Origin of the sequence: Aquicoccus sp. SU-CL01552 (genome assembly GCF_040365005.1) — a bacterium.
In the GTDB taxonomy this organism is placed as follows: domain Bacteria; phylum Pseudomonadota; class Alphaproteobacteria; order Rhodobacterales; family Rhodobacteraceae; genus Antarcticimicrobium.
In genome coordinates, this window is the sequence record NZ_BAABWV010000005.1 from 1 (window position 1) to 20,857 (window position 20,857).

At 67.5% G+C, this 20,857-nt stretch carries 16 protein-coding genes, 1 tRNA gene and 1 pseudogene; 9 read left to right on the forward strand and 9 right to left on the reverse strand.

Going from position 1 to position 20,857, the window contains the following annotated elements; genetic code table 11:
- Positions 1–234 (forward strand): annotated as a pseudogene (locus ABWV23_RS07105) (hypothetical protein); the annotation flags it as partial.
- A 140-nt stretch (positions 235–374) separates the two neighbouring features.
- Here ABWV23_RS07105 and ABWV23_RS07110 read toward each other — a convergent pair.
- The 3 genes from ABWV23_RS07110 to ABWV23_RS07120 form a co-directional block, all read right to left on the reverse strand.
- Positions 375–460 (reverse strand) — tRNA-Leu (locus ABWV23_RS07110).
- Positions 461–522: 62 nt separating this feature from the next.
- A complete protein-coding gene (locus ABWV23_RS07115) occupies positions 523–1,080 on the reverse strand; it encodes a tetratricopeptide repeat protein (RefSeq protein ID WP_353346414.1) in 558 nt (185 codons plus the stop codon).
- Between the two features lie 30 nt (positions 1,081–1,110).
- Positions 1,111–1,599: an Lrp/AsnC family transcriptional regulator gene (locus tag ABWV23_RS07120; RefSeq protein WP_353346415.1), complete on the reverse strand. Its 489-nt coding sequence runs from the start codon at positions 1,597–1,599 to the stop codon at positions 1,111–1,113.
- 122 nt (positions 1,600–1,721) lie between these two features.
- Here ABWV23_RS07120 and putA point away from each other — a divergent pair, with 122 nt between their 5' ends.
- The 3 genes from putA (at position 1,722) to ABWV23_RS07135 (ending at position 6,327) form a co-directional block, all read left to right on the forward strand.
- Positions 1,722–5,132 carry a bifunctional proline dehydrogenase/L-glutamate gamma-semialdehyde dehydrogenase PutA gene (gene putA / locus ABWV23_RS07125; protein ID WP_353346417.1) on the forward strand — a complete coding sequence of 1,137 codons (3,411 nt, stop codon included), beginning with the start codon at positions 1,722–1,724 and terminating at the stop codon, positions 5,130–5,132.
- Positions 5,133–5,203: 71 nt separating this feature from the next.
- Positions 5,204–5,944: a rhomboid family intramembrane serine protease gene (locus ABWV23_RS07130; protein ID WP_353346419.1), complete on the forward strand. Its 741-nt coding sequence runs from the start codon at positions 5,204–5,206 to the stop codon at positions 5,942–5,944.
- A complete protein-coding gene (locus tag ABWV23_RS07135; RefSeq protein WP_353346421.1) occupies positions 5,941–6,327 on the forward strand; it encodes a GFA family protein in 387 nt (128 codons plus the stop codon). The genes ABWV23_RS07130 and ABWV23_RS07135 overlap by 4 nt, the downstream gene beginning before the upstream one ends.
- Before the next feature lie 7 nt (positions 6,328–6,334).
- Here ABWV23_RS07135 and ABWV23_RS07140 read toward each other — a convergent pair whose 3' ends face one another.
- On the reverse strand, positions 6,335–7,120 hold the full coding sequence (locus ABWV23_RS07140) for an inositol monophosphatase family protein (protein ID WP_353346423.1): 786 nt from the start codon (positions 7,118–7,120) through the stop codon (positions 6,335–6,337).
- A gap of 173 nt (positions 7,121–7,293) precedes the next feature.
- Positions 7,294–8,589: a serine hydroxymethyltransferase gene (glyA, locus tag ABWV23_RS07145; protein ID WP_353346871.1), complete on the reverse strand. Its 1,296-nt coding sequence runs from the start codon at positions 8,587–8,589 to the stop codon at positions 7,294–7,296.
- 165 nt (positions 8,590–8,754) lie between these two features.
- Between glyA and ABWV23_RS07150 the strand changes: the two genes are divergently transcribed.
- Positions 8,755–9,516 (forward strand): NAD kinase, encoded by a 762-nt coding sequence (locus ABWV23_RS07150; protein ID WP_353346425.1) that lies wholly within the window; start codon positions 8,755–8,757, stop codon positions 9,514–9,516.
- 492 nt (positions 9,517–10,008) lie between these two features.
- Here the strand turns inward: ABWV23_RS07150 and ABWV23_RS07155 are convergent, their stop codons facing one another.
- The 4 genes from ABWV23_RS07155 to ABWV23_RS07170 form a co-directional block, all read right to left on the reverse strand.
- Entirely contained in the window at positions 10,009–11,442 is a 1,434-nt protein-coding gene (locus ABWV23_RS07155) for an amidase family protein (RefSeq protein WP_353346427.1), read from the reverse strand.
- 133 nt (positions 11,443–11,575) lie between these two features.
- The gene (locus tag ABWV23_RS07160) at positions 11,576–12,121 is read right to left on the reverse strand and encodes a CIA30 family protein (RefSeq protein WP_353346429.1); all 546 of its coding nucleotides are present in this window, start codon (positions 12,119–12,121) and stop codon (positions 11,576–11,578) included.
- Positions 12,122–12,160: 39 nt separating this feature from the next.
- Positions 12,161–14,053 (reverse strand): propionate-CoA ligase PrpE, encoded by a 1,893-nt coding sequence (gene prpE, locus ABWV23_RS07165; RefSeq protein ID WP_353346431.1) that lies wholly within the window; start codon positions 14,051–14,053, stop codon positions 12,161–12,163.
- A 246-nt stretch (positions 14,054–14,299) separates the two neighbouring features.
- Entirely contained in the window at positions 14,300–16,573 is a 2,274-nt protein-coding gene (locus tag ABWV23_RS07170; protein ID WP_353346433.1) for an NADP-dependent malic enzyme, read from the reverse strand.
- Positions 16,574–16,714: 141 nt separating this feature from the next.
- Here ABWV23_RS07170 and ABWV23_RS07175 point away from each other — a divergent pair, with 141 nt between their 5' ends.
- The 4 genes from ABWV23_RS07175 (at position 16,715) to ABWV23_RS07190 (ending at position 20,790) form a co-directional block, all read left to right on the forward strand.
- On the forward strand, positions 16,715–17,800 hold the full coding sequence (locus tag ABWV23_RS07175) for a cupin domain-containing protein (protein ID WP_353346435.1): 1,086 nt from the start codon (positions 16,715–16,717) through the stop codon (positions 17,798–17,800).
- A 77-nt stretch (positions 17,801–17,877) separates the two neighbouring features.
- Complete coding sequence (locus tag ABWV23_RS07180; protein WP_353346437.1) at positions 17,878–18,270, forward strand: cytidine deaminase; 393 nt, start codon at positions 17,878–17,880, stop codon at positions 18,268–18,270.
- 4 nt (positions 18,271–18,274) lie between these two features.
- Positions 18,275–19,582 carry a thymidine phosphorylase gene (locus ABWV23_RS07185; RefSeq protein WP_353346439.1) on the forward strand — a complete coding sequence of 436 codons (1,308 nt, stop codon included), beginning with the start codon at positions 18,275–18,277 and terminating at the stop codon, positions 19,580–19,582.
- Positions 19,579–20,790, forward strand: a complete 1,212-nt coding sequence (locus ABWV23_RS07190) for a phosphopentomutase (protein ID WP_353346441.1) — start codon at positions 19,579–19,581, stop codon at positions 20,788–20,790. Before ABWV23_RS07185 ends, ABWV23_RS07190 begins: the two co-directional genes overlap by 4 nt.
- Positions 20,791–20,857 lie beyond the last annotated feature (67 nt).

Below are 20,857 nucleotides of genomic sequence, written 5' to 3' on the forward strand. Positions count from 1 at the left end.
ACACGCCATCTGGCGTGAGTGGAGCGGCTACCACCGCCGAAGCCGCGCCGAGACGAAACCTCTCGTGACATTGCTGTGCAATGCACCGACGGTCAGCGGGTGCATTGTGTGAAACTGCCGGGGCAGAGCCTCATGGCACGCGACTTCGACCGTCAGTTTGCCGAACTCCGGGTTCGCGCAGTCGTTTTGCACGGCTACTCCGCGCTCGGCATGCCCGTCACAGAGGCCAAGGGACAAGTCCGTCTGGGGGAGAGGGGAGGTGCGGGCTTTACGATCTTCGCGCCACAAAGCCTGTCGATGCCGTCGGAGGGGGGCGGTTACAGCATCAGGGTCCTTCCAAGTGTTACGTCATCTGCTGACGATAAACTGTAACTTGGTACGGGCGGCGGGACTCGAACCCGCACGGGACTATGCCCTAGGGATTTTAAGTCCCTTGTGTCTACCATTCCACCACGCCCGCAGCACCCCGAGGGGGCGGATCTGATGTAACGCCGTGCGAATGCGGGCACAATCGGGATTTGTTCAAATGTCTTCGCCCGGCGGCGCCAGTGGCGCCCCCGGCGCGGCCAGGCTGCGTTCTGGCAGCCAGGGGTTCAGCGCCAGCGCGCGGGCCAGGGTGTCGCGCGCCGCCTCGGTCCGGCCCAGCGCGTAGAGCGACAGCGCCTTGCCGCTGAGCGCCGCGATATGGTCGGGGGCACGGGCCAGTGCCCGGTCGAGATCGGCCAGCGCGGCGGTGAAATCCTGCCGCAGGTAATGCACGAAGGCGCGCTGGTTATAGCCCTCGGCATAGTCCGGGCAATAGGCGATCAGCGCGTCGAATTCCCGGATCGCGCCAAGAAAGTCGTATCCCGCGCGCCTGGTCATGCCGCGATCGAGGATCGCCTGCGCCCGGTCGTCCGGGGCGTCAGCCCAGTAGTCCCACATCCGGTTGCCGATCTCGCGCGCCTCGGCCTCGGTCTCGGCGGCCTGCACCTGGGCGGTGAGGGCGGCGAGCGGTTCGGAATGATCCGGCGGCGGCGGGCAGGGCTCGGCCCAGGCGGGCGCGGCAAGCAACAGGGCGGCAAGGGTCAGGCGTGTCATGGTCCAAGCGTGGCGCCGTTGCCGCCCGGGTCAAGTCACGTTTTCGAGCGGTCCCAGCGGTCCGTCCTCCTTGACCGCCTGCATCGCCACATAGGTCGAGGTGCTGGAAACATGCGGCAGGGTCGAGATCACCTCGGCCAGAACCCGGCGGTAATCGGCCATGGAGCGCGTGCGCACCTTCATCAGGTAGTCGAAGTTGCCGGCGATCAGATGCGCCTGTTCGATCTCGCCCACCTTGGCGACGGCGGCGTTGAACTCGGCCAGCGCGGCCTCGCGGGTGTCGGCCAGGCGCACCTCGACAAAGGCGACGTGATCCAGCCCGAGGCGGATCGGATCGACCAGCGCGCGGTAACCGGTGATGATGCCGCTCGCCTCCAGCCGCCGCAGCCGGGCCTGGGTGGGCGATTTCGACAACCCGATGCGCCGCGCCAGGTCGGCGATGGAGATGCGCCCGTCTTCGGCCAGAACAGCCAGAATCGCGCGGTCGAACCGGTCGAGGTCGGGAAGGTCATTTGACATGTTTGTCAGTCCACTTTCAGGTTTATGGCCTGAGAATTCCAGAAATCCGGGCGAATGTCCCGTGAGATCGACGATATAAAGTGCTTGACCACAGGCTGACCGCCCCCAACCCGAGGATCGCCATGACCGCCCCCATCCCCGCGCTGCGCCAAAAGATCGACACCCGGACCTATGCCGACCCGGACGCCGCGCTGGAGCGGTTGGTGCGGCTGGCCGATCTGTCACGTGAGGACCGCGCGGCGATCAGCGCGCGGGCGGCGGAATTGGTGCGCGACATCCGGGCCAGCACCACGCCGGGGCTGATGGAGGTGTTCCTCGCCGAATACGGGCTGTCGACCGAGGAGGGGGTCGCGCTGATGTGCCTGGCCGAGGCGCTGCTCAGGGTGCCGGATGCCGAGACCATCGACGCGCTGATCGAGGACAAGATCGCGCCGAGCGACTGGGGCAAGCACCTGGGGCAGTCCACCTCGCCGCTGGTCAATGCCTCGACCTGGGCGCTGATGCTGACCGGCAAGGTTCTGGACGACGACAAGCCCAGCCCGATCCGCGCCTTGCGCGGCGCGATCAAGCGGCTGGGCGAACCGGTGATCCGCACCGCCGTGGGGCGTGCCATGCGCGAGATGGGACGCCAGTTCGTGCTGGGCGAGGATATCGGCGCGGCAATGACGCGGGCCGCGGGGATGGAGGCCAAGGGCTACTCCTATTCCTATGACATGTTGGGCGAGGCGGCGCGCACCGAGGCCGATGCGACCCGCTATCACCTGGCCTATTCGCGGGCGATCACCGCGATCGCGGAAGGCTGCACGCGGGACGACATCCGCGACAACCCAGGCATTTCCGTCAAGCTCTCGGCGCTGCACCCGCGCTACGAGGTGGCGCAGGAAGGCCGCGTGATGGAGGAGTTGGTGCCACGGTTGCGGGCGCTGGCGCTGCTGGCCAAGTCGGCGCGCATGGGGCTGAACATCGACGCCGAGGAGGCCGACCGGCTGTCGCTGTCGCTGCAGGTGATCGAGACGGTGCTGGCCGAGCCGGCGCTGTCGGGTTGGGACGGGTTCGGCGTGGTGGTGCAGGCCTATGGCCCGCGCGCGCCCGATGTCATCGACGCGCTCTACGACATGGCCGAGCGGCATGATCGCAAGCTGATGGTGCGGCTGGTCAAGGGCGCCTATTGGGACAGCGAGATCAAGCGTGCCCAGGTCGAGGGGATGGCGGGCTTTCCGGTGTTCACCCGCAAGCCGGTCACCGATGTCTCCTACATCGCCAATGCGCGCAAGCTGCTGGGGATGACCAACCGCATCTATCCGCAGTTTGCCACCCACAACGCTCACACGGTCAGCGCGATCCTTCACATGGCCGGCGAGGCCCCCTTCGAGTTTCAGCGACTGCACGGCATGGGAGAGACGCTGCACAGCCTGGTGATGGAGCAGAACCGCAGCCGCTGCCGCATCTATGCGCCGGTGGGGGCGCATCGCGACCTGCTGGCCTATCTGGTGCGGCGGCTGCTGGAGAACGGCGCCAACAGTTCCTTCGTCAACCAGATCGTCGACGAAGAGGTGCCGCCCGAGGTGGTCGCCGCCTGTCCCTTCGAGGCGGTGGGCGAGGCCGCAGCCCTGCTGCCCACGGGGGCCGAGCTGTTCGCACCGGAGCGGCGCAATTCGCGCGGGTTCGACCTGACCCATGCGCCGACGCTGGCGGCGATCGAGGCCGCCCGCGCCCCCTTTGCCGCGCATCAATGGCAGGCGGCTCCGCTGCTGGCCGGGGTGGCGGCGCCGGAGGCGGCGGTGCCGGTGATCAACCCGGCCCGGCCCGAGGATAGCCCCGGCACAGTGGCCTGGGCGAGTGCCGCGGATGTGGAAACCGCGCTGTCGGGGGCGCAGACCTGGGACGCCCCGGCAGAGCTGCGCGCCAAGGTGTTGAACGCGGCGGCCGACCTCTACGAGGCGCATTACGGCGAGATATTCACGCTGGTCGCGCGCGAGGCGGGCAAGACCCTGCCTGACGCGGTGGCCGAGTTGCGCGAGGCGGTGGATTTCCTGCGCTATTACGCCGCCAACATCCCCGGGGGCGATCCGGCGGGAACCTTCACCTGCATCAGCCCGTGGAACTTTCCGCTGGCGATCTTCACCGGGCAGATCGCGGCGGCGCTGGCCACCGGCAACGCGGTATTGGCCAAACCCGCCGAGCAGACGCCGCTGATCGCCCATGTCGCCGTCAGCCTGATGCACGAGGCCGGCGTGCCGCGCAGCGCCCTGCAACTGCTGCCCGGTGCGGGGGCGGTGGGCGCCGCGCTCACCTCCGATCCGCGGGTGAACGGGGTCGCCTTCACCGGCTCGACCGAGACCGCGCGGTTGATCCGTGCCGCGATGGCCGAGAATCTCGCCCCCGGTGCGCCGCTGATCGCCGAGACCGGCGGGCTGAACGCGATGATCGTGGACAGCACCGCGCTGCCGGAACAGGCGGTGCAGGCCATCGTCGAAAGCGCGTTCCAGTCTGCCGGCCAGCGCTGCTCGGCGCTGCGCTGCCTCTACGTGCAGGAGGACGTGGCCGAGGACCTGCTGACCATGCTCAAGGGCGCGATGGAGGCGTTGCGCATCGGCGATCCATGGGCGCTCTCCACCGATGTCGGCCCGGTGATCGACGATGAGGCGCAGGCGGGGATCGCCGCCCATATCGACCGCGCCCGCGCCGAGGGGCGGCTGTTGAAAGAGATGCCTTTGCCCTCGGGCGGCACCTTTGTCACCCCGGCGCTGATCGAGGTGTCGGGCATCGCGGATCTGGAGCGCGAGATCTTCGGCCCGGTGCTGCATGTGGCGCGGTTCAAGGCGCGCGACCTCGACCGGGTGATCGACGCGATCAACGCCACCGGCTACGGGTTGACCTTCGGGTTGCAGACCCGGATCGACGACCGGGTGCAGCATGTGACCGAGCGGGTGAAGGCCGGCAACATCTATGTCAACCGCAACCAGATCGGCGCCATCGTTGGCAGCCAGCCGTTCGGCGGCGAGGGGCTGTCGGGCACCGGGCCAAAGGCCGGCGGGCCGCGCTACATGCCCCGGTTCCGCGCCCCCGACCGGCGCGAGAGCGCGGCGACATGGTCCGCCACCATGGCCGAGCTGCCCGCGCCCGAGGGCAACGCGCCGCCGCCCGATCCGGCCACGCTGCCCGGGCCCACGGGGGAATCCAACCGGCTGTCTCTGGTGCCGCGTGCGCCGCTCCTGTGCCTCGGGCCGGGGCAGGAGGCCGCCGGTGAACAGGCGCGCATGGTGCGGGAACTCGGCGGGCAGGCGATCCGCGCCACCGGCATGATCGACCTGCACCGGCTGGAGCATCTGGAGGGAATCGGCGGGGTGCTCTGGTGGGGCGATGCGGCCACCGCGCGGCAGATCGAACAGGCGCTGTCACGACGCGCCGGGCCGATCCTGCCGCTGATCCCGGGGCAGCCCGACCAAGCCCGGGTGATGGGTGAGCGGCACGTCTGCGTCGACACCACGGCGGCGGGGGGCAATGCCGCGCTGCTGGGCGGGATGGCCTGAGCGCCAGCACAATCGCCCCGCACCGGTGCTGAGCGCTTGACGCCGGGCGGGTTTCGCCGCAGCTTCGCGCCATGCTGCCGATCCGCGATCACAACCCCTCGGGGCGCACGCCTTACGTCGTCTACGCCCTGATGGCGCTCAATATCGGGGTCTACCTGACCTATATCGGCCAGCCCGACCAGGTGGTTCTGCGCAATGTCTTTATCGACTGGGCACTGATCCCGGCGCGGCTGAGCCAGGGCGGCGGGTTCGAGACGTTGGTCACCTCGACCTTTCTGCACGGCGGGCTGATGCACCTGGCCGGCAACATGCTGTTCCTGTGGATCTTCGGTGACAACCTCGAGGACGAGATGGGGCATTTCCGGTTCCTGGCCTTCTACATGGCCTGCGGGGTGGGCGCCGGGCTGGTCCATTACCTGGCCGCGCCGCTGTCGCCGGTGCCCACGGTGGGGGCCTCGGGGGCGATCGCCGGGGTGATGGGCGCCTACCTGCTGCTGTTTCCCAAGGCGCGGGTGGATATCCTGATCATATTGGTGATCTTCGTGCGCATCCTCTCGGTTCCGGCCTGGCTGATGCTGGGGTTGTGGCTGGGGATGCAGTTCATCGGCGGCCTCGGGGCCGACCCGAACGGCGGCGGCGTCGCCTATTGGGCGCATGCGGGCGGCTTCATGATCGGGCTGGCGCTGACCGTGCCGCTCTGGCTGCGGCGGGGCGGACCGGGGTTCTGGAGCCGCACCCACGGCCAGCCGCCGCACCCGGAGGTGCGCTACAAGCTGAGCGCCAGCCGCATTCCCAGGGTGCCGCGCCGATGACCGATCTGCCCGATACCCCCGAAACCCGACGCGCGTCTTGCCACTGCGGTGCAGTGGTGATCGAGGCGTTCCTGCCCCAAGGCCTGGCCTCGGCCAGCCGCTGTGACTGTTCGATCTGCCGCCTTCGCGGGCCGGGGGCGGTCACGGCGCTGACCGCGCGCGTCCGGGTGCTGCAGGGGGAAGACAACCTGGGTCTCTACACCTGGGGCACGCGGACGGCGAAACACTACTTTTGCAGGACCTGTGGGATCTATACCCATCACCAGCGCCGCTCGGACCCGGCGGAATGCGGCATCAACATCGGCTGTATCGACGGCATCGACCCGCGCGACTTCGCCGCGATCCCCTGGACCGACGGCATCAATCACAGCTGCGACCGCTAGGGCGGGTTCAGCCCCGGATCACCTTGGCGAAGCTGTCGAAGATCGGTTCGTTGGCGCAGATCACCTCGCCATCCTCGAGGATGTCCCCCCCGGGCGTCAGCGGCTGGATCAGGCCGCCGGCCTCGCGCACCAAGATCACGCCGGCGGCGAGATCCCAGGAATTGAGGCGGCGTTCCCAGAACCCGTCGTAACGGCCGGCGGCGACATAGGCCATGTCGAGCGCGGCCGAACCCCAGCGCCGCACCCCGGCGCAGGCGGGCATCAGGCGGGCCAGATCCTGCAGCGTGAGCGGCAGGTCGGCGCGGCCACCAAAGGGCACGCCGGTGGCAAAGATCGACTCGATCATCCGGTGGCGCCCCGACACCCGCAGGCGCATGTCATTCATCCAGGCGCCGGCGCCCTTCTCGGCAAAGAACATCTCGTCCTTGGCGGCGTCGAAGATGACACCGGCGACGACCTCGCCCTTGTGCTCCAGTGCGATCGAGATCGCCCAGTGCGGCAGCCCGTGCAGGAAGTTGGTGGTGCCGTCGAGCGGATCGACGATCCAGCGCCGGGTCGGGTCGTTGCCGTCCTCGGCGCCGCCTTCCTCGGCCAGCCAGCCGTAGTTGGGCCGCGCGCCCATCAGCTCTTCCTTCAGGATCTTCTCGGCGGAGATGTCCGCCTTGGAGACGAAATCGCCCGCGCCCTTCATCGAGACCTGCAGGTTCTCGACCTCGCGGAAGTCCTTGACCAACGAGCGCCCGGCCTTGCGCGCGGCCTTGATCATGATGTTGAGATTGGCACTGCCTATCATCGTCGGAACTCCGGTTCGGTCTGGTCTGCTCTGCGCGGGGCGCGCGCGGGAGGGGAGGGTGGATCAGGTGGCGCGTATACGCGCGCAGGCGCCCCTTGCCAAGGGCCAAGGGCATTGACGCGAAACGGCCGCCGGAAAGACCCGGCGGCCGCTGTCTGTTGTTCCGGGCGGGATCAGAGGCCGGGGTAGAGCGGGAACCGGGCGCAGAGTGCTGCGACCTCGCCCTTGACCTTCTCCTCGACCTCGGCGTTGCCCTCTTCGCCGTTGGCGGCCAGCCCGTCGACCACCTCGATGATCCAGTCGGCGATCTGGCGGAACTCTTCCTCACCAAAGCCGCGGGTGGTGCCGGCGGGCGAACCCAGGCGGATGCCGCTGGTCACGGTGGGTTTTTCCGGGTCGAACGGCACGCCGTTCTTGTTGCAGGTGATATGGGCCCGGCCCAGCGCCTTTTCGGTGGCGTTGCCCTTGACGTCCTTGGGTCGCAGGTCGACCAGCAGCACGTGGGTGTCGGTGCCGCCGGTGACCAGGTCAAGCCCGCCCTTCATCAGCTGGTCGCCAAGCGCCTGTGCGTTCTTGACCACCTGCTTGGCGTAGTCCTTGAACTCGGGGCGCAGCGCCTCGCCAAAGGCCACGGCCTTGCCGGCGATCACATGCATCAGCGGGCCGCCCTGGATGCCGGGGAAGATCGCCGAGTTGACCTTCTTGGCGATCGCCTCGTCATTGGTCAGGATCATGCCGCCGCGCGGGCCGCGCAGGGTCTTGTGCGTGGTGGTGGTGGCCACGTCCGCATAGGGGAACGGCGAGGGGTGTTCGCCCGCCGCCACAAGGCCGGCGAAATGGGCCATGTCGACCATCAGGTAGGCGCCGACGCTGTCGGCGATCTCGCGCATTTTCGCAAAATCGATCTGGCGCGGGATGGCCGAGCCGCCGGCGACGATCAGCTTGGGCTTGTGCTCGTTGGCAAGCTCCTGCACCTGGTCGTAATCCAGCAGATTGTCTTGTTTGCGCACGCCGTACTGGATGGCGTTGAACCATTTGCCCGACTGGTTCGGCTTGGCGCCGTGGGTCAGGTGACCGCCGGCGTCGAGGCTCATGCCGAGGATGGTGTCGCCGGGCTGGATCAGCGCCTGGTAGACGCCTTGGTTGGCCTGCGAGCCGGAATTGGGCTGCACGTTGGCAAACTCGCAGCCGAACAGCTGCTTGGCGCGGTCGATGGCAAGGTTCTCGGCGATGTCAACGAACTGGCAACCGCCATAATACCGCCGGCCGGGATAGCCTTCGGCGTATTTGTTCGTCATCACAGATCCCTGCGCCTCCATCACGGCGCGGCTCACGATGTTCTCGGAGGCGATCAGCTCGATCTCGTCGCGCTGGCGGCCGAGTTCGAGATCGACGGCCTTGGCGATCTCGGGGTCGCGCTCGGAGAGCGATTGGGTGAAGAAGCCGGTGTCACGGGTGGGCGCGTTCATGGTAATTCCCATCATCTGCGGTGGATGGCGGCTTACCTAATGGAAAGCCGGGCGCGCGAAAAGCCCGGAATGCGACGATTCGGCGCCAAGCCGCGCCAAGACTGGCCAAGGGTGGAAAGATATGCTTGTTTCGGAGCCGAATGCGCAACACCGGAAACCCCTGCCATGACACTGAAAATCGCGTTTCTGGCCAGCGACGCGCCGGTGGCGCAGACCGCGCGGCACGCCCTTGCCGGGCGCTACGGCGATGTTCCCCCCGAAAAGGCCGACGTGATCGTCGCGCTGGGCGGCGACGGGTTCATGCTGCGGACACTGCACGCGACCCAGGATCTGCGCGCGCCGGTCTATGGCATGAACCGGGGTACCATCGGGTTCCTGATGAACGAATACAGCGAGGCCGATCTGATGGACCGGCTGAAGGCGACCGAGGAAGAGATCATCAACCCGCTGTCGATGACGGCGATGGACCGCCAGGGCGAGGTCCATCACGCGCTGGCGATCAACGAGGTGAGCCTGCTGCGCGCCGGCCCGCAGGCGGCCAAGCTGCGGATCAGCGTGGACGGGCGGTTGCGGCTGTCGGAACTGGTCTGCGACGGGGCGCTGCTGGCCACCCCGGCGGGGTCGACCGCCTATAACTACTCCGCGCACGGGCCGATCCTGCCGATCGGCTCGGATGTGCTGGCGCTGACCGCGATCGCGGCATTCCGGCCGCGACGCTGGCGCGGGGCGCTTCTGCCCAAGACCGCGCATGTGCGCTTCGACGTGCTGGAAGCCGACAAGCGGCCGGTGATGGCGGATGCCGATTCGATCTCGATCATGGATATCGACTGGGTCGAGATCCGCTCCGATCCGGATATCCGGCACCGGATCCTGTTCGATCCCGGTCACGGGCTGGAAGAGCGGCTGATCGCGGAACAGTTCACCTGAGGCGGGGCGGAAACTGCGCTGGGGCGGTATCTTTCACCAAGTTCTGTAACCCATGTCACAGAACCAATATGAAAACGCTGCTATCAAGGAACAACTGCTAAGCAGTGCCCCGGATTTGTGAGTGTGTACCGGAGCGGGATTGTTCAAATCCGGTCTTTTTTTTACGAAGCAGGGCGCGGGATCCCATCCCGCGCCCTTATTCCTTTGCACCTGTCCTGTCCGTCGGGCGGTCCGTCCATGCGGTCTCGCAGCGGGTCGCAGAGGCGGCCGTTTTGGTCCTCGAGGATGAAACTTTCACCGCCCTTTGTAACCCATGTCACAGAGCCGATATGAAATCGCTGCTATCAAGGGACAACTGCTAAGCAGTGCCCCGGGGTCGTGAGTGTGTACCGGAGCGGGATTATTCAAATCCGGTCGATTTTAGTACGAAGCAGGGCGCGGGATATCATCCCGCGCCCTTATTCCTTGGCGCCTGTCCTGTCCGCCCGGCGGTCAGCCCATGCGATCCCACAGCGGGTCGCACATGCGGCCGATCCGGTCCTCGATGGCGATGCAGGCGTCCACGGCGAGATCTTCGCGCCAGCGGCGGGCGACGATCTGCACGTTGATGGGCTGCGGCCCCTCGGTCAGTTCGGCCAGCCGCGCCGGCACGCAGGCCGCCGGCAGACCCATGAAGTTCATCGCGTAGGACCACAGCGCCGAACCGAGCACCTCGCGCACGCCCTCGGGGCCCTGGGTGTCGCGGTCGGGGGCGAAGAACGGCTGCGGCAGGAACGGGGCCAGCACCAGCGGATATTCCTCGAGAAACAGCGACCAGGCCCGCGCGTAATGGCTGCGCTTGGCCATCATCTGCAACAGCTCGGTGCCCTCGAAGGGGGTGAACTGGCGGAAGTACTCGTCGAAGATCGCCTGGATGGTGTCCGATCCATGGGCGCGGATGTCAGGCCCCATCAGCGCCAGCACCTCGCCCATCAGGGCGCGGTAGCCGTCCATCCCCGCCTCGCGCAGCAACGGCGGTTCCACCTCGACCACGCGGTAGCCGGCATCGGTCAGCGCGTCGCGTGCCGCGTCCAGCGCGCGGGAGACCTCGGGGTGCAGCTCGAATTCATAGGTTTCCTTGGTGAAGCCGACGGTGATCGGCCCCTCCAGCGCCGCGCCGCGCCAGGGCAGCGGGGTGTGGAAGGGATCGCGCGGATCGGGCGCGATCATGCTGGGCATGGACACATGCAGGTCGCGGGCCTCGCGGGTGATCAGCCCCTGCACCGACATCGCCTGCGCCAGCATGCCACGTTCGGCCTTTTGGCTGGGGTTGTAGGCCGGAACCCGGCCCAGCCCCGGCTTGACCGTGACCGCGCCGTTGGCGGCAGAGGGAAACCTCAGCGAACCGCCGATGTCGTTGCCATGGGCCAGCGCGCCGATCCCGGCCATCACCGCCGCGCCACCACCGCCGGTGGAGCCGCCGGACGAGATGTGATCGCCCCAGGGGTTGTGGGTACGGCCGAACAGCGGGTTGTCGGTATCGGCGCGGAACGAGAACTCGGGCGTGTTGGTGCGCCCGATCACCACCGCACCGGCGGCCTGCAGGTTCTCGACGATGGGGGCGTCGCCGGGGGCGATCAGGTCCTTGAGCGCGACCACCCCGTTGGAGGAGGCATGCCCCTTTTGATCCACGTTGATCTTGATCGTCACCGGCACCCCGTGCAGGGGACCGCACGGCGCGCCCGATGCGCGGGCCTTGTCCAGCGCGCGGGCGCGGTCGCGGGCCTCGTCCGAGAGGTTTTCGACCACGGCGTTGAGGCGGGGGTTTACCGCGTCCATCCGGTCGATTGCGGCGCCGACGGCGGCCTCGGCGGTGATCTCGCCCGCGGTGGTGCGGGCGGCGGTCTCAGTCGCGCCGAGTTTCCAGAGATCTTTGCTGTCTGCCATGATGCGTGCCTTTCGCCTATGTGCCTGTTCTTGTTGGCGGCACATTAAGATCAGCGCGTCGGCAATGCCAAGCCGTGGCATGCGGAAAGATGTGGAAAAACGGAGAGATAAGCCGGGCGGGGACGTTCCGTAATCAGTAAAGCGTGATCCGCGTCAGCGAGACGTCGGCCAGATGGTCGCGCCCGTAGGCGACCAGCGCGATCGACCGCACAGCGCCGGCCCGGGGCGTGTTGCGCAGGAGTGACCCGGAAGCGGTGAAGGCGGACAGCGGCACGCGGATCTCGCCCCAGTCGGGGCCGGGCGTGAACGGGGCCTGGTAATACTGCCACGGCAGCACGGTGCCGGTGGTGCGCAGATGCAGGAAATAGCGCTGGCCGTCGCCGCGCGCCCTCAGGGCGACACCCCTGGTGTCGGTGGGCAGCCCGCCGGGCAGATCGCGCCGGGCCTGGATGAAGCCGCCGCGATTCTCGGTGCTGACAGTGCCGGTCAGGCGCAGGAAGGTCTCACCGCTCTCGGCCTCGACCCCGGCGCGCCCCTGCGAGACACCGCCCATCACCTGATCGCTGATGAAGCGCCAGTTACCGGCGGTGGTGCCGGTGAAATCCTCGAGCGTCTGTGCAGGCGCCGACGTCGCCGCGAGCGCGAGTGAAAGGACGAGGGGCAGGGCGCGCTGTTTCATTTCGATGGACCTAGCGCGCCCCGGCCCCGGGACCAGCCCCTAACCCTTGGCGTAGCCGAGAGTTTGCAGTGCGGTGCGGATCTCGTCGAGGATCGCCGGGTCGTCGATGGTGGCGGGCATCTTGAACTCCTCGCCATTGGCGATCTTGACCATGGTGCCGCGCAGGATCTTGCCCGAGCGGGTCTTGGGCAGGCGATCGACCACCACGGCCAGCTTGAAGGCGGCCACCGGGCCGATCTCGCTGCGGACGAGGGTGACGCATTCGCGCACGATCTCCTCCTCGGGGCGGTTCACCCCCTTGGTCAGGCAGAGCAGGCCCATCGGCAACTGGCCCTTGAGGTCATCGGCAACGCCGATCACGGCGCATTCGGCGACGTCGGGGTGGTTGGCCAGCACCTCTTCCATCGCGCCGGTGGACAGGCGGTGGCCGGCCACGTTGATCACGTCATCGGTGCGCGCCATGATGTAAAGGTAACCGTCCTTGTCGATCATGCCCGCGTCGCCGGTCTCGTAATAACCGGGGAAGTGATCGAGATAGCTTTTGCGGAACCGGTCCTCGGCGTTCCACAGGGTGGGCAGGGTGCCCGGCGGCAGCGGCAGCTTCACCGCCACGGCGCCCAGCGTGTCGGGGCCCACCGGATCGCCGGCCTCGTCGAGGATCTGCACGTCATAGCCCGGCATCGGCACGCCGGAAGAGCCGGTCTTGACCTCCATCTCCTCGATCCCCATCGGGATGCCGGTGATGGCCCAGCCGGTTTCGGTCTGCCACCAGTGGTCGACCACCGGCACCTTGAGCTGGTCCTTGGCCCAGTTGATGGTGTCGGGGTCGGCGCGTTCGCCGGCAAGGTAGAGCGTGCGCAGCCCGCTCAGGTCGTATTTCTTCACGAACTCGCCCTTGGGATCCTCGCGCTTGATGGCGCGGAAGGCGGTGGGCGCGGTGAAGAAACTGCGCACGTTGTGTTCCGAGATCACCCGCCAGAAGGTGCCGGCATCGGGGGTCCCGATCGGCTTGCCCTCGAACACCACGGTGGTGTTGCCATGCACCAGCGGTGCGTAGCAGATGTAGGAATGGCCGACGACCCAGCCGACATCCGAGGCGGCCCAGAACACATCGCCTGGATCGACGTTGTAGAGGTTCTTCATCGACCAGTTCAGCGCCACCAGATGCCCGGCGGTGTGGCGTACCACGCCCTTGGGCTGTCCGGTGGTGCCGGAGGTGTAGAGGATATAGGCGGGGTGATCGCCCTCGACCGGTACGCAGTCTGCCGGCTCGACCCCGTACTGGAAGCCGTGCCAGTTGTAATCGCGGCCCTCTTCGAGGCGGGCGACCTCCTGCTCGCGCTGGAAGATGACGCAGAAGTCGGGCTGATGCGCGGAGAGCGCCAGCGCGCCGTCGAGCAGCGGCTTGTAATGCACCACGCGGCCCGGCTCGATCCCGCAGGAGGCGGCGATGATCGCCTTGGGCTTGCAGTCGTCGATGCGCACGGCAAGCTCATGCGCGGCGAAGCCGCCGAACACCACCGAGTGCACCGCGCCGAGGCGGGCGCAGGCCAGCATCGCCTCGAGCGCCTCGGGCACCATCGGCATGTAGATGATCACGCGGTCGCCCTTTTCCACGCCCTTGGCGCGCAGGGCACCGGCAAGCAGGGCCACGCGGTTGCGCAGCTCGACATAGGTGATCCAGCGCTTGGAGTGGGTGACCGGGCTGTCGTGGATAATGGCCACCTGGTCGCCGCGCCCGGCCTCGACATGGCGGTCGACCGCGTTCCAGCAGGCGTTGACCTTGCCGTCGGTGAACCATTCGTACAGCGGCGCATTGTCGTCGAACAGCGCCTTGGTGGGTTTCTCGACCCAGTCGATCGCCTCGGCGGCCTCCATCCAGAAACCGTCCGGATCGTTCTTCCAGCGGGCGTAGATATCGTTGTATGCCATGGTATTCCTCTCCCTCAGCGTTGAATTCGTGTTATCGGGAGGGGCCCCCTTGCGGCAAGCGCGATCAAAGACGCAGCGTCACATTACCGCAAGAAATTTGCAGAAAACGCGGAAAACCTTGTGCAAAGTTTTGCAAATCCCGCGCCATTCGCAACGCATCGGTAAAACGAGGGCGGTTTTGCAAATTCAGGTGGAAAGCAGGTGCAAACCCGGCCGCCGAGAGATTCGCGGCCGGGTTGATCGAATTTACCCGTAATGCGCCACCGGAGTGCCGGCGATGGCGCTCATGTTCAGCAGCCCGCGCGTGGTGATCGAGGGGGTCACCACATGGGCGCGGTTGCCCATGCCCATCAGGATCGGCCCGACCTCGAGCCCGCCGGCGCGCATCTTGAGGATGTTGCGCACGCCCGATGCGGCATCGGTATTGGCAAAGACCAGCACGTTGGCCGCGCCCTGCATCCGCGTCTCGGGGAAGATGCGCGCGCGCAGGGTCGCATCCAGCGCGGCGTCGATATGCATCTCGCCCTCGTAGCAGAAATTGCGCGGCTCGGAATCGAGCACATCGAGGGCGGCGCGCATCCGCACCCCGCTGTCGTTGCCGAGGTTGCCGAACTGCGAATGCGAACACAGCGCGATGTTCGGTTCCAGCCCGAAGCGGCGCACGTGGCGAGCAGCGCCGATCACCGTTTCGGCGATCTGTTCGGGCGTCGGTTCATGGTGCACATGGGTGTCGGCGATGAACAGCGGCCCGTCCTCGAGGATCATCAGCGACAGCGCGCCCACCGGATGCAGCCCGTCGGTGCCCAGCACCTGCTGGACGTAGTTCATGTGCCACAGGAACTGGCCGAAGGTGCCGCAGATCAGGCTGTCGGCCTCTCCGCGATGCACCATCACCGCCCCGATCGCGGTGGTGTTGGTGCGCATGATGGCGCGGGCCAGGTCCGGGGTGACGCCACGCCGCGACATCAGCGAATGGTAGGTGCCCCAGTAATCGCGATAGCGCGGGTCGTTCTCCGGGTTCACGATCTTGAAATCATGCCCCGGCCGGATCTTGAGGCCATAGCGTTGGCAGCGCCGCTCGATCACCTCGGGGCGTCCGATCAGGATCGGTGTCTCGGTGGTCTCCTCCAGCACCGCCTGCGAGGCGCGCAGCACGCGCTCGTCCTCGCCCTCGGCAAAGACGATACGGCGCGACGCGGTGCGGGCGGCCTCGAAGACCGGTCGCATCATCAGGGCGGATTTGAACACCGAGCCGTCAAGGCGCTGCCGGTAGGCCTCCAGATCGTCCATCGGTCGGGTGGCGACGCCGCTGTCCATCGCGGCCTTGGCGACCGAGGTGGCGACCTCGCCGATCAGGCGCGGATCGAACGGCTTGGGGATCAGGTAATCGGCCCCGAAGGTGAGCTGTTCGCCACGATAGGCCGCCGCCGCCTCGGCGCTGGTGGTGGCGCGGGCCAGATTGGCGATGCCGTCGATGCAGGCCAGTTGCATCTCGTCGTTGATCTCGGTCGCGCCCACGTCCAGCGCGCCGCGGAAGATGAACGGAAAGCACAGCACGTTGTTGACCTGGTTGGGATAATCCGAGCGCCCGGTGGCGATGATCGCATCCGGGGCGACCTTGCGCGCCGCGTCCGGCAGGATCTCGGGGGTGGGGTTGGCCAGCGCGAAGATGATCGGACGGCTGGCCATCTTGGCCACCATCTCGGGCGTCAGCACATTCGGGCCGGAGAGCCCGAGGAACAGGTCTGCCCCGCCGATCACCTGGTCGAGGTCGCGCAGGTCGGTCTTTTGCGCAAAGGCGGCCTTTTGCGGGTTCATGTCCTGTTCGCGGCCCTCATACACCAACCCATGAATGTCGCAGAGCCAGACGTTCTCGCGTTTGACACCCAGTTTCAGCAGCATGTTGAGGCAGGCGAGGCCGGCCGCACCACCGCCGGTCGAGACGATCTTGATCTCGTCGAACGTCTTGCCGGCCACGTGCAGCGCGTTCTTGGCGGCGGCCCCGACCACGATGGCGGTGCCGTGCTGGTCGTCGTGGAACACCGGGATGTTCATCCGCTCGCGGCAGATCTGTTCGACGATGAAACAGTCGGGCGCCTTGATGTCCTCGAGGTTGATAGCGCCAAAGCTGGGCTCCAGCGCGCAGACCAGTTCGGCCAGCTTCTCGGGATCGGATTCGTTCACCTCGATGTCGAAACAGTCGATCGAGGCGAACTTCTTGAACAGGACTGCTTTGCCCTCCATTACCGGCTTGGAAGCCAGTGCGCCGATGTTGCCCAGCCCGAGCACCGCCGAGCCATTGGTGACCACCCCTACAAGATTGCCCCGCGCGGTATAGCGGGCCGCGTCGGCGGGTGTGGTCTGGATCTCCAGGCAGGCCTCGGCGACGCCCGGTGAATAGGCAAGGCTGAGGTCGCGTCCGTTGGCCATCGGCTTGGTGGCGCGGATCTCGAGTTTCCCGGGTTTCGGACGCTCGTGATAGAACAGGGCGGCCTGCCGCTGGCTCTGCTGTTCGGACATGGGGGCTCCTCCAAAGGTATAGTTTAACGTTAAACTATTTTGTGATCAGGTGAAAGCGCTGAGATTTCATTAGCTGTCTTTGCCGCGTCTTGCAAATCCGGCGACCCGCCGCCAAGGTCAGGCCGCCAACAGGGGGAGCCGATGCCAGACACCATCGCCGAAATGCGCCTGCCAACGGATGAGCTGCGCGACGACATTCCATTCTATACCAAGACCTTGGGCATGCGGATGGACATGATCTATCCGGCCGACAACCCGCAGATCGCGGTGTTTTCCGGCCATGGTCTGCGGCTACGGATCGAGAATGGCGCACCGGAGGCGCCCGGCACATTGCGCATCCTGACCGACGATCCCGACGGTTTCGCGGGCGGGGCGCGGCGCTTGACCGCACCCAACGGCACGAAAATCGAGATCGAGCCGCGCAATCCGCCGCTCGTGATGCCGAGCACCCAGCATGAATTCGTGGTCCGTCGCCTGGCCGACCAGGCCCCCTGGATCATCGGCCGGGCCGGGATGCATTACCGCGACCTGGTGCCGTCGCGGCTGGGCGGTTCGATCATCGCCAGCCATATCCGCATCCCCGACGGCGGCCCGGTGCCCGACATGGTGCATTATCACAAGGTGGGGTTCCAGCTGATCTTCTGCGTCGGCGGCTGGGTCGACGTGGTCTATGAGGACCAGGGCGAGCCGATGCGGCTGACCCGGGGCGACTGTTTCATCCAGCCGCCCGAGATCCGCCACCGGGTGTTGGAAGCCAGCGACAACGTCGAGGTGATCGAGATCGGCGTTCCGGCCGAGCACGTGACCGAGATCGACCACGAGATGGTGCTGCCCACCCCGCATCTGCGCCCAGAGCGCGAATGGCAGGGACAGCGGTTCGTCTACAACCGCGCCGAGGGGGCGGACTGGGTGCCGTTCCGCCTGCCGGGCTATGTCGCCCGCGACACCACGATCAACGCCAATACCAAGGGGGTTGCCGGGGTGCAGGTGGTACGCCGGGGCGCGGGCGATCCGGTCTGGGCCCGCCATTCGGCGGATATCCATTTCACCTTCGTCATGGCCGGTACCGTGACGCTGGAGGGCGAGGGGCGGGACTCTTACCCGCTGACCGCCGGCGATGCCTTCGTGATTCCGCCGGGGCTGAAGACCCGTCTGTCGGAGCCATCCGGGGATGTCGAACTGCTCGAGGTGACGTTGCCGGGCGCCTTTGCCACCGAGTTGGGGTAGGGCGCGCCAATCCGCGCCGCCCCTTGCATCCTGTCCGCCCAGCCGCAAGGTTGGGTAAAAAGCCGGAGATTTTGTACATGTCGCTGAAACAGGCCGCCACCGCCGTTCGGGAAAATGCCCACGCCCCCTATTCCAACTTCAAGGTGGGGGCGGCGATCCGGGCCGGCTCGGGCACGATCTATTCGGGCTGCAACGTCGAGAACGTCGCCTATCCCGAGGGCACCTGTGCCGAGGCCGGGGCGATCGCCGCGATGGTGGCCGCCGGGGAGACCGAGCTCGACGAGGTCTATGTCATCGCCGATGCGCCGATGCCGGTCTCGCCCTGTGGTGGCTGCCGGCAGAAACTGGCCGAGTTCGGCGCCGACCATGTGCCGGTGATCATGGGCACGGTGGACGGGCAGGAACAGGTGATGACTTTGGGCGAGTTGCTGCCCGGGGCCTTCAACACCGATCACATCCAGGGGCGCTGATCGCATGGATGCGCGCGCGATACTGGCCCGGCTGCGCCGCCACGAGGTGCCGGAGGAGGCTGAGTTGCGCTGGTTCGCCCAAGGGTTGGCCGATCACGGGGTGAGCGACGCGCAGGCCGGCGCCTTTGCCATGGCCGTCTGCATGGGCGACCTGGGCGCGGCGGGGCGCACCGCGCTGACGCTGGCGATGCGTGACAGCGGCACGGTGATGAACTGGGATCTCGACGGGCCGGTGGTGGACAAGCATTCCACCGGCGGGGTGGGGGATTGCATCTCGTTGATCCTGGCCCCGGCGTTGGCCGAATGCGGCGCCTATGTGCCGATGATCTCGGGGCGCGGCCTGGGCCATACCGGCGGCACGCTCGACAAGCTCGAGGCGATCCCCGGGGTTTCGACTGCGATCCCGCAGGCGGTGCTGCCGAAGCTGGTGCAAAAGACCGGCTGCGTGATCGCCGGGGCCTCGGCCCGGATCGCTCCCGCCGACAAGCGGCTTTACGCGGTGCGCGATGTGACCGGCACGGTGGAAAGCCTGGACCTGATCACCGCCTCGATCCTGTCGAAGAAGCTGGCCGAGGCCCCCGATGCGCTGGTGCTTGACGTCAAGGTCGGGTCGGGCGCCTTCATGAAGACGGTGGAGGAGGCCCGCGCGCTGGCCCGGGCGCTGAGCGATACCGCCAATGCCGCTGGCTGCAGGACCTCGGCGCTGATCACCGACATGTCGCAACCGCTGGCCCCGGCGCTGGGCAACGCGGTGGAGATCGACGCGGTGATGCAGGTACTGACCGGGCGGGCCGGCGGCCCGCTGGCCGAGTTGACCGCCGAATTGGGCGGGCAGGTTCTGGCCGACGCCGGTCTGGCCGAGGATGCGGCAGCGGGCGCGGCACAGGTGGCGGCGGTGATCGCCGATGGCCGCGCGGCCGAGCGGTTCGGCCGGATGATCGCGGCACAGGGCGGGCCGCTGGGCTTTGTCGAGGATTGGGCGCGCTTCCTGCCCGAGGCGACGGTGATGCACGAGGTGACGGCGCGCGAGGCGGGCCATGTCACCGCCATCGACGGCGAGGCGCTGGGCCTTGCGGTGGTCGACCTGGGCGGCGGCCGACAGGTGGAGAGCGACGTGGTCGATCCCGCCGTCGGCCTGTCGAACGTGATCCGTCTGGGGGACAAGGTCGAGAAGGGCACGCCGCTGGCGATGATCCATGCCGCGCGCGAGGATGGCGCCCGCCGGGCCGAGGCGGCGGTGCGCGCCGCCATCACGCTGGGGCCGGAGCCGGTGCCGCAGCCCGATCTGATCCGCGAAAGGCTGGGGGCATGAGCCGCGCCTTTCTGGTGGTGATGGATTCGGTGGGCATCGGTGGTGCGCCGGACGCGGACCGCTTTTTCAATGGCGACCGGCCCGATACCGGCGCCAACACGGTTGCCCATATCGCCCGCGCTTGTGCTGCCGGGCAGGCCGATCAAGGCCGCAACGGGCCGCTGCACCTGCCCAATCTCGACGCGCTGGGGTTGGGGGCGGCCGTGCAATTGGCCTCGGGCGTGGCGGCGCCGGGGCTGGGGGCCGCGCCGGTCGGCCTCTGGGGTGCGGCGAGCGAGGTTTCGCCGGGCAAGGACACCCCCTCGGGTCATTGGGAATTGGCCGGGGTGCCGGTGCCCTGGGACTGGCATTACTTTCCCGACAGTGATCCCGCCTTTCCGGCCGACCTGGCACAGGCGGTGGCGCGGGCGGCGGGGACGCAGGGCATCCTTGGCAATTGCCATGCCTCGGGCACCGAGATCCTCGCCCGGCTGGGGGCGGAACACCTGAAAACCGGCTGGCCGATCTGCTATACCTCCGCCGACAGCGTGTTTCAGATCGCCGCCCATGAAGAGGCGTTCGGCCTCGATCGGTTGTTGACACTGTGCCGCGAGGTCGCCCCGATGCTGCACGCGATGAAGGTGGGCCGGGTCATCGCCCGCCCCTTCATCGGCACGCCCGAGGCCGGGTTCACCCGCACCGCCAACCGCCGCGACTATGCCATTGCGCCGCCGGCGCCGGTGCTGACCGACTGGGTGCAGGCCGCCGGGGGACGGGTGCACGCGGTGGGCAAGATCGGCGACATTTTTTCGATGCAGGGGATCGACGACGTGGTGAAGGGGCCGGACGCGGAGCTGATGACGCATCTGGGTCGGCTGGTCGATACGGCAGAGGAGGGCAGCCTGACATTCGCCAATTTCGTCGAGTTCGACAGCCTGTACGGCCACCGGCGCGACATCGCGGGCTATGCCCGGGCGCTGGAAGGGTTCGATGCCGCGATCGGTCCGATCCTGCGGCGGCTGCGGGCGGGTGACCTGATGATCCTCACCGCCGATCACGGCAACGACCCCAGTTGGAGCGGCACCGATCACACCCGCGAGCGGGCGCCGGTTCTGGTCGCCGGGCGCGGCGCCGGCGAGGCCGGGCTGGTGGGGTTCACCGACGTGGCGGCCAGTATCGCCGATCACCTGGGGCTGTCCGAGCGCGGGCCGGGGCAAAGCTTTCTCTGAGCCGCGAAATTCCGCCCCGATCCGCTGGCCCGGGCGTGGTTGCGGGTTGCGGCGCGGGGTCGGGCCG

What these genes read in the sequence shown, in the direction of transcription:
- ABWV23_RS07115 (WP_353346414.1), bottom strand. Translation starts at nt 1,080, where the DNA reads ATGACACGCCTGACCCTTGCCGCCCTGTTGCTTGCCGCGCCCGCCTGG.
- ABWV23_RS07120 (WP_353346415.1), bottom strand. Translation starts at nt 1,599, where the DNA reads ATGTCAAATGACCTTCCCGACCTCGACCGGTTCGACCGCGCGATTCTG.
- putA (WP_353346417.1), top strand. Translation starts at nt 1,722, where the DNA reads ATGACCGCCCCCATCCCCGCGCTGCGCCAAAAGATCGACACCCGGACC.
- ABWV23_RS07130 (WP_353346419.1), top strand. Translation starts at nt 5,204, where the DNA reads ATGCTGCCGATCCGCGATCACAACCCCTCGGGGCGCACGCCTTACGTC.
- ABWV23_RS07135 (WP_353346421.1), top strand. Translation starts at nt 5,941, where the DNA reads ATGACCGATCTGCCCGATACCCCCGAAACCCGACGCGCGTCTTGCCAC.
- ABWV23_RS07140 (WP_353346423.1), bottom strand. Translation starts at nt 7,120, where the DNA reads ATGATAGGCAGTGCCAATCTCAACATCATGATCAAGGCCGCGCGCAAG.
- glyA (WP_353346871.1), bottom strand. Translation starts at nt 8,589, where the DNA reads ATGAACGCGCCCACCCGTGACACCGGCTTCTTCACCCAATCGCTCTCC.
- ABWV23_RS07150 (WP_353346425.1), top strand. Translation starts at nt 8,755, where the DNA reads ATGACACTGAAAATCGCGTTTCTGGCCAGCGACGCGCCGGTGGCGCAG.
- ABWV23_RS07155 (WP_353346427.1), bottom strand. Translation starts at nt 11,442, where the DNA reads ATGGCAGACAGCAAAGATCTCTGGAAACTCGGCGCGACTGAGACCGCC.
- ABWV23_RS07160 (WP_353346429.1), bottom strand. Translation starts at nt 12,121, where the DNA reads ATGAAACAGCGCGCCCTGCCCCTCGTCCTTTCACTCGCGCTCGCGGCG.
- prpE (WP_353346431.1), bottom strand. Translation starts at nt 14,053, where the DNA reads ATGGCATACAACGATATCTACGCCCGCTGGAAGAACGATCCGGACGGT.
- ABWV23_RS07170 (WP_353346433.1), bottom strand. Translation starts at nt 16,573, where the DNA reads ATGTCCGAACAGCAGAGCCAGCGGCAGGCCGCCCTGTTCTATCACGAG.
- ABWV23_RS07175 (WP_353346435.1), top strand. Translation starts at nt 16,715, where the DNA reads ATGCCAGACACCATCGCCGAAATGCGCCTGCCAACGGATGAGCTGCGC.
- ABWV23_RS07180 (WP_353346437.1), top strand. Translation starts at nt 17,878, where the DNA reads ATGTCGCTGAAACAGGCCGCCACCGCCGTTCGGGAAAATGCCCACGCC.
- ABWV23_RS07185 (WP_353346439.1), top strand. Translation starts at nt 18,275, where the DNA reads ATGGATGCGCGCGCGATACTGGCCCGGCTGCGCCGCCACGAGGTGCCG.
- ABWV23_RS07190 (WP_353346441.1), top strand. Translation starts at nt 19,579, where the DNA reads ATGAGCCGCGCCTTTCTGGTGGTGATGGATTCGGTGGGCATCGGTGGT.